This window comes from Pantoea sp. AG1095, assembly GCF_003208415.1.
Taxonomy (GTDB): domain Bacteria; phylum Pseudomonadota; class Gammaproteobacteria; order Enterobacterales; family Enterobacteriaceae; genus Pantoea; species Pantoea leporis.
Genome location: NZ_QKMJ01000005.1, coordinates 196,298 through 209,560 on the forward strand (window position 1 = coordinate 196,298; position 13,263 = coordinate 209,560).

The window sequence follows — 13,263 nt, forward strand, 5'->3', positions numbered from 1 at the left end:
ATCTTATCGAGACATTTCTCGGTTCGCCCTATTAATCTGCCGGACATAATGGCCGTCAACGTCATCATTACGGTGCCGTTAAAGGGAGAGATATGTTTAATGCAAAAATTCTCATCGTTGATGAGCATCGTTTGGTTGCCGCCGGCGTGCAGGCTTTATTATTAATGAATGGCTTTAATTGTGTCACTACTGCGCACACAATTAACGATGGTATTGATGATATCATTCATCAACACATCGACATACTAATATTAGACCCTGACTTTAAAGAAAAAAATGGCATCGCATTTCTACGCGATATCGTCAAATCAAAGACGTGGATGAAAGTCATATTGATTAGTCGGGATAGCAACAACCATCTTTCAATACAGTCACTTAGCCAGGGCGCGAACGGGTTCGTGTCAACTTACGATCCCATTCAAACACTGATCGCCGCCATTGGCTGCGTTTCTAATAATGTGAATTATCTACCGGGCGACATTCTGGACAAACGTCAGCGTTATGCAAATGAGCAAGATATGCTTTCTCGCCTGACTGACCGTGAAAATTTAATTTTGCGACAGCTCGCACAGGGGAAGTCCAATAAAACCATCGCTTGCGAATTGGGATTAAATAATAAAACAATCAGCACTTATAAAACAAAGATATTCCAAAAGCTTGAGTCAAAAAACCTGGTTGATATCATCGAACTTGCACGTCGCAATGGGGCTTGTTGAAAGAAAAATCAAGACTAGTCTTGCTGATTAATAACGTTATGGCGTGGCATGATATGCCTTGTCCTAACCCCGGACAGTTTTTAAAAAGATTGAGTTATAAAGGAATTAATAACCACAGAGCTAATTTATTAGCCCCTTCTTCATGCTATTACAGGGCGAGTAGGTTTCTTCCCGTGCCTGCCGAAAGAAGTCCGATACTTTCGTCTGCGACTTACCGCCCTGCTTTTTTTTGATACTTCTCACAGGCTGAACGCCACACACTTCCTTCCCTGCAAAATCCCGCTAGAGTTCACTCATCCGACCACTCTCTGAGTATGTGATTATGTCTGAGCATTATGCCCACCTGTTCGCCCCGCTGGATTTGGGTTTCACCCAGCTTAAAAATCGTTTCCTGATGGGTTCGATGCATACCGGACTGGAAGAACACGCTGAGGGCGCAGAGCGTCTGGCCGCTTTTTACGCTGAGCGAGCGCGTGAAGGCGTGGCGCTGATTGTCACTGGCGGTATCGCGCCCAATCCGCAAGGCGTGGTGGCACAAGGCGGAGCGATCCTCAACCAGGAAAGTCAGTGCAACTGGCACCGTATCATCACCGATGCGGTGCATGCAGAAGGCGGCAAAATCGCGCTGCAAATACTGCATGCCGGGCGCTACAGCTATCAGCGTGACCTGGTTGCCCCATCGGCATTACAGGCGCCGATCAATCCTTTTACGCCCCAAGCGCTCAGCGATGCGGATATTCAGCAAACCATTCAGGACTTCGCGCACTGCGCCAAACTGGCGCAACAGGCCGGCTATGACGGCGTGGAGATCATGGGCTCGGAAGGTTATCTGATTAACCAGTTTCTGGTGGCGCACACCAATCAGCGTGAGGATGACTGGGGCGGCGATGTGCAGCGACGCCAGCGCTTTGCGTTAGCGGTGACGCAAGCGGTGCGTGATGCCGTCGGCAGCGACTTCATCATTATCTTCCGCTTGTCGATGCTCGATTTGGTCAATAACGGCAGCTCGCTGGAAGAGACGCTTTCACTGGCGCAAGCGTTGGAGCAGTGCGGCGTTACGCTGTTTAACAGCGGCATTGGCTGGCATGAAGCGCGCATTCCCACCATCGCCACCTGCGTGCCGCGTGCTGGTTTTGCCTGGGTCACGCAGCACCTGCGCGAGCGCGTATCGGTGCCGGTCATCGCCACCAATCGCATCAACCATCCCGATGTCGCTGAACAGCTTTTGCGTGATGGCATCGCTGATATGGTCTCGATGGCGCGCCCTTTCCTCGCCGATGCGGCTTTCGTCCGTAAAGCAGAAACCGGCCAGCCCGATGCCATCAACACCTGCATTGCCTGTAATCAGGCCTGCCTCGATCAAATCTTTGTTGGCAAAATCACCTCTTGTCTGGTGAATCCGCGCGCCTGCCACGAAACGCTGATGCCGGTGATCGCCACCAAGCAACCGAAACAGCTGGCGGTGGTGGGTGCGGGACCCGCGGGTATGGCGTTCGCGCTGCAGGCGGCGCAGCGCGGCCATCAGGTCACGCTTTACGAGGCCGATGCGCAAATTGGTGGGCAGTTTAATATCGCCCGACAGATTCCCGGCAAAGCTGAATTCAGTGAAACGCTGCGCTATTTTCGTCACCAACTTGCTGCCGCAGGCGTAACGATTAAAACGGAACATCGCGTCAGCGCTGACGAACTGGCAGCCGCTGACGAAGTGATCATCGCTACCGGTATCTTGCCGCGCCAGCTGACGATTCCTGGCATCGATCATCCCAGCGTGCTGAGCTACCTTGATGTGATACGCGATAAAAAACCGGTGGGAAAACGCGTGGCGATTATTGGCGCGGGCGGCATTGGTTTTGATACCGCCGAGTTTCTGCTGCATCAAACCAGCCATGACGATTTCTACCAAAGCTGGGGCATCGATCGCAGCCTGCAGGCGCGAGGCGGTTTGATTGCGCCACAGCCACAGCCCGCCGCTCGGCAAATCTGGCTGCTGCAGCGCAAATCCGGCAAGCCGGGCGCAGGCTTAGCGAAAACCACCGGCTGGATCCACCGCGCCAGCTTGCAGGCGCACGGCGTGCAGATGTGGGGCGACGTCGAATATTTGCAGATTGATGACGCCGGATTACATCTGCGTCATCAGGGCGAAGCGATGACGCTGGCGGTGGATAACGTGGTGATTTGTGCCGGACAGGAACCGCTGCGCCTGCTGGCGGACCAGCTCAGCGCGCGTGGCAAATCCGTACGTGTGATTGGGGGTGCGGATGTGGCGCAGGAGCTGGATGCTCGCCGCGCTATCGCTCAGGCGACCGAACTGGCGCTGAGTGTGTAATTAGCGCAGTTTGACCGAACGCAGTACCACGAACTTGGCGTTGGACGCCACCAGCTCGCAGTTGCCAAACAGCTTTTTCATTTTGACGTGATAACCGAGGTGGCGGTTGCCGACGATGCGCAACTCGCCGCCATACTGCAGGCAGCGTTTCGCATCACGCAGCATTTGCCATGCCAGATGATCGGTCACCGCGTGCTGCTGATGGAATGGTGGATTGCACAGCACCGCGTGCAGGCGATCGGACGGGAAGCCACTCAGCACGTTGTTAACGCGGAACTGACAGCGCGCCATATCCTGCGGACGGTTCACTTCCACGTTCAGTTTGCTTGATGCCACCGCCATGTAGGATTCATCATAAAACAGCACGTCCGCGTTTGGGTTCTGTTCCAGTGCCAGCAAGCCAATCACGCCGTTGCCACAACCCAGGTCGAGAATCTCACCTTCAATGTCAAAAGGCAGATGCTGCATAAAGAAGCGTGCGCCCACATCCAGCGACGCGCGGGAAAACACGTTGGCGTGATTGTGGATCTGGTATTCAGAATCATCCAGCGGCCAAACGGTGGTGGCGGGCTGATCCGCTAATTGCGGCGCAGTGAAGCGGCTGTAAATCAGACGCGCTTTTTTCCACGCCAGCGAGGTTTTGCTCTCGCCGAGGATGCGCTCGAACAGTTGCAGCGTGGAGTTGTGAATATCTTTGGCTTTCGCCGCCGCCAGAATCAGCGTGTCCGGCGTCACCACTTCGCGCAGTGCACGCAGTTGATGCTCGAGCAGCGCCAGCGCTTTGGGGATTTTGATCATCACCACCGCCGGTGCGGCCGGCAATGGCGCCAGGCTATCGAGAAAATGCACCTGATCTTCATCCATCTCATTGAGTCGCAGGTTCTGTTTTGCCGCCTGTTCGCTCAGCAGTGAATCGCTGACGTGCCACACCGGACGAGCACCCAACCCGCAAGTCAGCGCGCCAAAGCTGTCGTTGAACACCAAAACCGGTCCCTCAGGCAGCGCTTGCTGCAACAGGTATTCATCGGCGGAATCCCACGCCTGTAGCGGGCTTTCCTCACGCATTGGCGGGAAGCGGTGCAGCGTCAGCGTGCGATTGGTCAGTTCAAGTTGGCTCATGGAATCTCCGGCGTGGTACACTTTGCGCGATTTTCGCCCTAAAAAGGGGGCGCAGTATACTGTCTTTCGCCGGGAATCCCAATGTCATTAATCTATCTGCAGGGCTACCCTGAAAACATCCTCGAGCAGGTTCAGACGCTGATCGAACATGAGCGCTTAGGGGCCTTTCTCCAGCAACGCTATCCTGATACGCACAATATCGTCAGCGACCGCGCGCTCTATGATTACACGCAGGCGCTGAAAAACCGCTATATGCGCAGCGCACCGCCGGTGAGCAAAGTGATTTGGGACAATAAGATCAAGGTGATGAAGCACGCGTTGGGGCTGCACACGGCGATTTCGCGCGTGCAAGGCGGCAATCTAAAAGCCAAAGCGGAGATTCGCATCTCCACTTTCTTCCGCCTCGCACCGGAAGCGTTTTTGCGCATGATCGTGGTGCACGAGCTGGCGCACCTGAAAGAGAAAGAGCACGACAAAGCGTTTTACCAACTCTGCTGCCACATGGAACCGGATTATCATCAGCTCGAATTTGACGCACGCTTGTGGATGACCGATCAGGCGATGCGCGGCAACGCGGCTTAAAGAAACTCCTGCGCTTTTTGGATCAGGCTGGTTTTGGTCAGTGCGCCCATAAAACGGCGCTCCTGCGGATTATTTAGCACCGGCAGGCGTTCAAGCGTGACGCGGGCAAAGGCTTCCCAGCCTTCGCGCATGCTTTGATTCTGATAAATGCAGGGAAAGTTATTGTCCATCACGCTACTGACTGGCGAATGCAGCGTGATCTCGTGCGACAACACCTTGCGTGAGATATCGTGTATCGACACCACGCCGAGAAATTGCCCTTCACTATTAATCACATAGACATAACGTTCCCGCTTGAGCGAGCTCACCGCCAGCGCCTGCCCTACTGACTCTTCTGGCTGCAACGCCGCGCCGGGAATGATCAACTGATCGACACGCATGTTATCGAAATCATACTTGGCTTCGGAACGACTGAAATGGCTGCTCACCACCGGATAAGTGCTGGACGATTGCAGGCGATACACCACCATCGAGGCCAGCACTGACGCGATCATAATCGGGAACAACAGGCTGCTATTCAGCGTCATCTCAAGCACCATCAGCATCGCCATTAACGGTGCCTGGCTGACCGCCGCCAGCACCGCCGCCATGCCGATGGCCGCATACAGCAAAGTATTGCCGACCGGTAAATGCAGCATCACACCCATTTGCGCCAGCGCCACGCCGAGCAGTGCGCCGATCAATAAGGAAGGGGTAAACAGCCCGCCCACCGCGTTGGAACCCACCGACAGCGTGGTCGCCAACGTTTTGAGCACCAGCAATCCCAGTAATCCCATCAGTAGATATTGGCCATCAATGATTTTCACGATCACTTCGTAACCGTTACCGAGAATATCGGTGGAGATCAGCGCCAAAAAGCCTACCGCTAATCCACCGGCGCCGAGCCGCAGCGGCAGCGAACGCACGCGGCCAAACAGCGCCTTGCTGCGCGCAATCAGTTTGATCAGCAGCCAGCCGGCGATACCGGCGACAAAACCAATCAGCAACGTCATCAGCAAACTGCTGATATCCATCTGGAATAGCGCTTCGGATAACGGATATAGCGCGCTGCGAAAACCCAGCGACCACATGGTCATCACCGCCACCGCCGACGAGACAATTAGCGGAATCAAGCGTTGTAGCGCCGAGATGCCAAAAGCGATCTCCGCGACAAATATCGCCGACGCCAAAGGGGCGTGATACACCGATGAAAGCCCGGCAGCAGCGGCCATCGCCACGATATCGCTGTTGCGCAGATTCAGCGATTTCGGCAGCCAGCGCCCTATTAAACTGCCGCTTAGCGCCGATAGCTGCACCATCGGCCCCTCTTTACCAATCGACGCGCCGCTGCCGATGCTGGCCATCGATGACAGCGCACGGAACAGCGAGGTTTTGGTTGGTACCGCATCGAGCCGCGCGTTGATCACCTCCAGATAATCGGTCTGCACCGTTTCCTGTTTCTCAATCGCCACCGCATAGCGCAGGAAAAAACCGGCCAATACGCCGCCCGCGCCCACCAGCAGCGGCCAGAAGATCCACGGCCAGACATGCATCGCCACGGTGATTTCACTGTCACTGTTGAACAGCAGATGGTTGATCAATTCAATTACGCCGCGAAAGGCCAGCGTCACCAGCGAGGCCACACATCCAACGGGGATGGCGATCAGTAATGTGGTCCAGTTCAGAGCATGTTTACTTCCACTCACCCGCGCGTCCCCGCTAAGTCGGTTAAAAAGTTGTGCGGCATCATCATATTGGAATGCGGATCTCAGGATCAAATTTCGCCTGCCTGGCGCTCAGATGAACATGTTACTCTGCCGTTTTACTTTAGCAGGAGAGCAGCACGTGATTCGTTTCGCCATCGTGGGAACCAACTGGATTACCCGCCAGTTTATCGACGCCGCGCATGAAACCGGCAAAATGAAGTTGAGCGGCGTCTATTCGCGTAATCAGCAGCAGGCCGACGCGTTTGTGGTGGATTATCCCTGCAAGCTGACCTTCACCTCTCTGGATGAGCTTGCCGCCAGCAGTGAGATCGATGCGGTGTATATCGCCAGTCCGAATGCGCTGCACAGTGAGCAGGCGATACTGTTTATGTCGCATGGCAAGCATGTGATTTGCGAGAAGCCGATGGCGTCTAACCTGCGTGAAGCCGAGGCGATGATTGCCTGCGCGCGCCAGCATCAGGTGGTGCTGTTCGAAGCCTTTAAAACCGCCAGCCTGCCCACCTTCCTGCAACTGCAAAAAACGTTGCCGCAATTGGGCAAACTGCGTAAAGCCTTGATCAACTATTGCCAGTATTCCTCGCGTTATCAGCGCTATCTGGATGGTGAGAACCCGAATACCTTTAATCCTCGCTGGTCGAATGGCTCGATGATGGATATCGGCTTTTACTGCCTCGCCGCCGCTGTCACCTTGTGGGGTGCGCCACAGCAGGTCAAGGCGCAAGCTTCCCTGCTGGAAAGTGGCGTTGATGCGCATGGCGTGGTGGTACTGGGCTACGGCGATTTTGATGTCACGCTGCTGCACTCAAAGGTCAGCGATTCACTGATCCCGAGTGAGATTCAGGGCGAAGCGGGATCACTGGTGATTGAAAAGATCTCCGAGTGCCAGCAACTGCGCTTTATCCCGCGCGGTGGCGAGAGCCAAAACCTGACGCAGCCGCAGCACATCAATACCATGCTGTATGAAGCCGAAACCTTCGCCAAATTGGTGGAAACCGGTGAAGTTGAGCATGCGGCCTTAGAAAACTCACGTATTACGGCACAGCTACTCACGGAAATTCGCCGCCAGACCGGCGTGGTATTCCCGGCGGATCAGGCTGAAGTGTAAATATTGCAAAACATTTCCAGAGCCCTCTTGAAAGCGATTATCGAACTCCGTATGTTTAGCGCTGCAAAGGGGAGTAACTTCTACGCTGATTGATCGTCATTACGATGCGCCACGCAATATGCGTTACGCATCCGGTCGTCAGGCAACCCGGAATCTATTCTGAGTTGTAAGTGAGACCTTGCCGGAAGGCGAGGTTTGCTTGCAGCACGATCAAAGCGGCTGACGTCTTCTGACTTCAGCCGCTTTTTTATTTCTGGAAAAGGATACGACTATGCACTCAGTTGGCACACCGTTACTTTGGGGCAGCTTCGCTGTCGTAGTGCTCATCATGCTGGCGATCGACCTGCTATTACAAGGCCGACGCGGCGCACAAACCATGTCATTCAAACAAGCAGCGGTCTGGTCGCTGATTTGGGTGTCAGTTTCACTGCTGTTCAGCGCCGCCTTCTGGTGGTATCTCGACGGTACCGCCGGGCGTGAAGTCGCCACCGCGCAAACCCTCGCTTTCCTCACTGGCTACGTTTTAGAGAAAGCGCTGGCGGTGGATAACGTTTTTGTCTGGCTGATGCTGTTTAGCTACTTCGCTGTACCGGCCAACCTACAGCGCCGCGTGCTGATTTATGGCGTATTGGGCGCGATTGTGCTGCGTACCATCATGATCTTCGCTGGCAGCTATTTGGTTACTCAGTTCAGCTGGATCCTTTACGTGTTCGGCGCCTTCCTGCTGTTCACCGGCCTGAAAATGGCGTTGGCGAAAGAGGAAGATGACAGCACGGTGGGCGACAAACCGGTGGTGCGCTGGCTGCGCAAACATCTGCGCATGACCGATAGTCTGGACGGCGAGAAGTTCTTCACCCGCAAAAACGGTGTGCTGTTTGCTACGCCGCTGCTGCTGGTGCTGATCATGGTTGAACTGAGCGATGTGATTTTCGCCGTGGACAGCATTCCCGCGATCTTCGCGGTGACCACCGATCCGTTCATTGTGCTGACTTCCAACCTGTTCGCGATTCTTGGCCTGCGCGCCATGTACTTCCTGCTGGCTAACGTCGCGGAGCGTTTCTCGATGCTGAAATATGGCCTGGCGATTGTGTTGGTGTTTATCGGTATCAAAATGCTGATTGTCGAGTTCTATCACATTCCCGTCGGCATCTCGCTGACAGTGGTGGGTGTAATTCTCGGCGGTACGCTGCTGATCAACGCCTGGGTAAACCACAGAAACGACCAGAAGAAGATCTCACCATAATCTTCTGCAGGGGCGCTAATCGCCCCTGCTTTGTTTCGCCAGTGGCAACCTTCACCTTTTATATATCTGTCACACTTCCCATCATCAGCAGATCAAAAAACCGATCTGCTGCGCATGCACAGAATTATCTCTTTCCTCATAAGCTCTTTTCCTTATACTCCGCCGGGCAAACCGTTGTGCGTGGTGGAACCGCGCACAATACTCATGACCGCGAATATAAAAAGACTGTGATATGCAAAACAACTTTATTGGACGTCTGGGCGCACTGTTCGCAGGAAGCCTGGTAAAACAAATCATGATCGGCCTGGTGGCGGGCGTGGCGCTGGCGTGGTTCTCACGCGATGCCGCACTGGCCGTTGGCTTGCTGGGTGAGCTGTTCGTGCGTGCGCTAAAAGCCGTCGCGCCGCTGTTGGTTTTGGTGCTGGTAATCTCTTCGATCGCTAACCATCAGCAGGGACAAAAAACCAATATCCGCCCGATTATCATGCTGTATCTGCTCAGCACGTTCTTTGCTGCGGTTGTGGCGGTGATCTTCAGCCATCTGTTCCCTCAGACGCTGTCGATGAACGTCGGCGCCACGCAAATTACGCCGCCGTCGGGTATTACCGAAGTGCTGCGCGGCTTGCTGATGAGCATGGTGTCGAACCCGATTGAAGCGCTGATGAATGCCAACTACATCGGTATTTTGGTGTGGGCGCTGGGATTGGGGCTGGCGTTTCGTCATGCCAGCCCAAGCAGCAAAGCGTTTCTTAATGACGCGTCCAATGCCGCGACCTGGGTCGTGCGCTGTGTGATCCGCTGTGCGCCGCTGGGAATTTTTGGTCTGGTGGCCTCCATTCTCGCCTCAACCGGTTTCGATGCGCTGTGGGAATACGCCAATCTGCTGGCGCTGCTGCTCGGCTGCATGCTGATTATGGCGCTGGTAATCAACCCAATGCTGGTGTTCCAGAAGATTCGCCGCAACCCGTATCCGCTGGTGTTTACCTGCATGCGTGAAAGTGGCGTCACCGCGTTCTTCACCCGCAGTTCAGCGGCTAACATTCCGGTCAATATGGCGCTGGCGAAACGTCTCAATCTGGATGAAGACACGTATTCCGTGTCGATCCCGCTGGGTGCCACCATCAGCATGGCTGGCGCATCCATCACCATCACGGTGTTGACGCTGGCGGCAGTACATACGCTGGGTATTGCGGTGGATGTTCCAACCGCCATTCTGTTGAGTCTGGTGGCGTCGCTATGTGCTTGTGGTGCATCCGGTGTGGCCGGCGGTTCGCTGCTGCTGATCCCGGTAGCCTGCAACATGTTTGGTATTCCAAATGATTTGGCGATGCAGGTAGTGGCGGTGGGCTTTATTATTGGCGTGCTGCAGGATTCCGCCGAGACCGCGCTAAATTCCTCGACGGATATTCTGTTTACCGCGGCCGTATGCCAGGCCGAAGCCGAGCGCCAGCCGCGTCGTACGGTGTCAGAATCGGAGTAAGGTAAGGTTTTTGAATAGGTCGCCATTCATGGCGACCTGGTTTTACAAGGTCACACCGCTTTTAAAGATGGCTAACTCGCGAAAATCATTAGTTTCGTTGCGTGCGGGTTGGCCATTGGCAATCGCCACAATCATATCGACGAAGTCCGCCAGCATCTCCGCCATACTCATTCCTTCAAGCAAACGCCCGGCATTAAAATCGATCCAGTGCGGCTTCTTTTCGGCGAGCTGCGTATTGGTGGCGATCTTCACCGTCGGCACAAAACCGCCGTACGGCGTGCCGCGTCCGGTGGTAAACAGCACCATATGACAGCCAGCGCCCGCCAGCGCGCTGGTTGCAACCGCATCGTTGCCCGGCGCACTTAACAGATTCAGTCCCGGTGTATGCAGGCGCTCACCGTACTTCAGCACATCCACCACCTGACTTTGTCCGGCCTTCTGCGTACAGCCGAGCGACTTCTCCTCCAGCGTGGTGATGCCGCCCGCTTTGTTGCCGGGTGATGGATTTTCATAGATCGGCTGCTGGTGATCGATAAAGTAGCGCTTGAAGTCATTTATCATCGCCACGGTTTTTTCAAAGGTGGCTTCATCGCGGCAGCGGCTCATCAAAATGCGCTCAGCGCCAAACATCTCTGGCACTTCGGTCAGCACCGTGGTGCCGCCGTTGGCAATCATCTGGTCAGAGAAACAGCCCAGCATAGGATTGGCGGTGATGCCGGAAAAACCATCCGAACCGCCGCACTCCAGGCCAAACTTCAGCTCGCTGAGTTTGCCCGGCTGGCGTTGATCCGCGCGCATGGCACCATAGAGTTCGTGCAGACGTTCCAGCCCCGCTTCCACTTCATCATCCTGCTTCTGGCACTCCATGAACTGCACGCGATCGCTATCGAAGCCACCAAGCGTTTCACGAAACACATCAACCTGATTGTTCTCGCAGCCAAGCCCAATCACCAGCACCGCGCCGGCATTGGGATGACGCACCATGTTCTGCAACATGGTGCGGGTGTTCTCGTGATCCTGCCCGAGCTGCGAACAGCCAAACGGATGGCTGAACAGATGCACGCCGTCAATGCCTTCGGCGTCATTGGTCTCTTTCATAAAGCGCGTCAGGATTTGCCGCGCGATGCCGTTGACGCAGCCCACGGTGGGCAGGATCCATAACTCATTACGGATGCCCACTTCCCCGCTGGCGCGACGATAGATCTGCACGTCGCGATCGCCAGCTTGCGGCGGCAGATCGAGAAAATCGGGTTGATAGTCGTACTCATCCACGTCGCTTAGGTTGGTGCGCGCATTGCTGGAGTGAATGATTTCGCCGGCCGCAATCGGTTGAGTGGCGTGCGCGATCGGCAAACCGTATTTGATCACCAGCGCGTCGGTGGCTAAAGGCTGCAGCGCAAACTTATGGCCGCGTCCAACCTCCTGCTGCAAGATGATCGCCTGTTGATTGATTTCGACCTGGGTATTGGCTGGCAAATCGCGCAACGCCACAGCAACGTTGTCGCGTGAATGGATTCTAATGGCATCTTGCATAGCGTTATCTCAGTTGTGTCAACGCCGTCCGCATCCCGTGGACGATGATGTTTTGCAGGTGTTGGCTGACCGCAGCCACTAATCCGGGCTGCTGAGTGAGATCTTCGCCCCAGTGATTGGCGTCGCTGAGTACCGCGCGCACCAACTGTTCTGGAGTCTGTTTATCGTTATTTACTGCTGACCACAGTTCAGCGAAACGCTGCAGCCACTGTTCGTCGTCCTGCAGCGGCCAGTGACGTTTGCCCTCTGCACCACGATAAAAGGCCAGCAGCGTGGCAAAGGCGAAGGTCAGCCGCACAGGCCATTGCCCGTTTTGCTGCTGCGACAACAACAATTGCGGCAGCAAACGGGTGCGGAATTTGGTCATGCCGTTAAGGGCGATGGAGAGCAACGCATGGCGGATAAAGGGATTGCGGAAGCGACGCTGCACCGCGTCGGCAAAGGCGTGCAGCTCGTCACGCGGCAGATCCAGCGTGGGAATGACCTCCTCGCGCAGCAGCGCATCGACAAAGCCGGCCATCTGCGCATCATCCATCGCCTCTCCCACGCTCTCCAGCCCGGCCTGAAATGCCACCGGCACCAGCGCGGTGTGCGCGCCGTTAAGGATCGCCACCTTTTGCGCTTTGTACGGTGTGATGTCGTCAACCAGCTTCACTTCTGGTGCCAGCGCGTGCAGCTGCAGCTCCTGCGCCAGTGCATTTGGTCCCTGAATCACAAACTGGTAATAGACTTCGCCCGCCACCAGATAGCGATCTTCGTAGCCTAATGACGCTTCGATCGCCGCGCTATCCGCGGGATAACCGGTGACAATGCGATCCACCAGCGTGTTGTAGAACGCGCAGTGATCCTGCACCCAGCGGGCAAACGCCGGCGGCAGCTGCCAATGCTGGCTGTAGCGCAGCACCAGCTCGCGCAGCGTGTCGCCGTTGTAATCGATCAGTTCACAGGGCACCACCAGCCAACCTTTATCGCTGGCACCGGCAAAATGGTTGAAGCGCGCCCACAGCAGCTGCGTCAGCTTGCCGGGGAAGGATGAGGCGGGCGTGTCGTCCAGCCGATCCTGCTCCGCAAAGGCAATGCCGGCTTCTGTAGTATTGGAGAAGACAAAGCGCATCTGCGGTGCGCGTGCCAGCGCGAGAAACGCATCAAACTGCTGATACGGCTGGATTTCACGATTCACGCTGCGGATCAGGCGGGCTTCACTCACCTGTTCGCCCGCCGCATTGAGTCCGCGAATCAGCGTGGTGTATAAGCCATCTTGCTGATTCAACGTCTCTTCCACCACACGGTTGCGCGGCCGCACCACCACCACGCCCGCATCGGTATTGTGATGCTGATTGAGCCAGTCGAGCTGCCAGTCGATAAAGGCGCGCAGGAAGTTGCCTTCACCAAACTGGATAACGCGCTCGCTGTAGTGCGCGCCAGGAAAATCGTGACGGTTGAGTCGCTGCAT

Annotated in this window: 10 protein-coding genes; 6 read left to right on the forward strand and 4 right to left on the reverse strand. The window is 55.6% G+C overall.

Translation table 11 applies throughout. The annotated features are described in order from the left end of the window. Positions 1–92: 92 nt before the first annotated feature. Both DEU53_RS12995 and DEU53_RS13000 read left to right on the forward strand, forming a co-directional pair. Positions 93–716, forward strand: coding sequence for a response regulator transcription factor (locus DEU53_RS12995; protein ID WP_101762919.1), 624 nt, complete (start codon positions 93–95; stop codon positions 714–716). Positions 717–1,038: 322 nt separating this feature from the next. Next, positions 1,039–3,042: an NADPH-dependent 2,4-dienoyl-CoA reductase gene (locus tag DEU53_RS13000; RefSeq protein WP_110867385.1), complete on the forward strand. Its 2,004-nt coding sequence runs from the start codon at positions 1,039–1,041 to the stop codon at positions 3,040–3,042. Here the strand turns inward: DEU53_RS13000 and rlmG are convergent, their stop codons facing one another. Beyond that, on the reverse strand, positions 3,043–4,161 hold the full coding sequence (gene rlmG / locus DEU53_RS13005) for a 23S rRNA (guanine(1835)-N(2))-methyltransferase RlmG (protein ID WP_110867387.1): 1,119 nt from the start codon (positions 4,159–4,161) through the stop codon (positions 3,043–3,045). It lies immediately after the preceding gene. Positions 4,162–4,242: 81 nt separating this feature from the next. Between rlmG and DEU53_RS13010 the strand changes: the two genes are divergently transcribed. Further along, entirely contained in the window at positions 4,243–4,743 is a 501-nt protein-coding gene (locus DEU53_RS13010; protein WP_101762916.1) for a M48 family metallopeptidase, read from the forward strand. On the opposite strand, the gene DEU53_RS13015 is transcribed toward DEU53_RS13010, so the two are convergent. Further along, on the reverse strand, positions 4,740–6,428 hold the full coding sequence (locus DEU53_RS13015; RefSeq protein ID WP_110867389.1) for a chloride channel protein: 1,689 nt from the start codon (positions 6,426–6,428) through the stop codon (positions 4,740–4,742). The genes DEU53_RS13010 and DEU53_RS13015 overlap by 4 nt on opposite strands. A gap of 139 nt (positions 6,429–6,567) precedes the next feature. On the opposite strand from DEU53_RS13015, the gene DEU53_RS13020 reads away from it, so the two are divergent. The 3 genes from DEU53_RS13020 to sstT all read left to right on the forward strand — a co-directional run bounded on the left by DEU53_RS13020 (position 6,568) and on the right by sstT (position 10,277). Continuing rightward, entirely contained in the window at positions 6,568–7,554 is a 987-nt protein-coding gene (locus DEU53_RS13020) for a Gfo/Idh/MocA family protein (protein ID WP_110867390.1), read from the forward strand. A 271-nt stretch (positions 7,555–7,825) separates the two neighbouring features. After that, complete coding sequence (locus tag DEU53_RS13025) at positions 7,826–8,797, forward strand: TerC family protein (RefSeq protein ID WP_008103489.1); 972 nt, start codon at positions 7,826–7,828, stop codon at positions 8,795–8,797. Positions 8,798–9,029: 232 nt separating this feature from the next. Next, positions 9,030–10,277 carry a serine/threonine transporter SstT gene (sstT, locus tag DEU53_RS13030; protein WP_110867392.1) on the forward strand — a complete coding sequence of 416 codons (1,248 nt, stop codon included), beginning with the start codon at positions 9,030–9,032 and terminating at the stop codon, positions 10,275–10,277. Between the two features lie 42 nt (positions 10,278–10,319). On the opposite strand, the gene DEU53_RS13035 is transcribed toward sstT, so the two are convergent. Both DEU53_RS13035 and DEU53_RS13040 read right to left on the reverse strand, forming a co-directional pair. Then, positions 10,320–11,810, reverse strand: coding sequence for a UxaA family hydrolase (locus tag DEU53_RS13035; protein WP_110867394.1), 1,491 nt, complete (start codon positions 11,808–11,810; stop codon positions 10,320–10,322). A gap of 4 nt (positions 11,811–11,814) precedes the next feature. After that, entirely contained in the window at positions 11,815–13,263 is a 1,449-nt protein-coding gene (locus DEU53_RS13040; RefSeq protein ID WP_110867396.1) for a tagaturonate reductase, read from the reverse strand.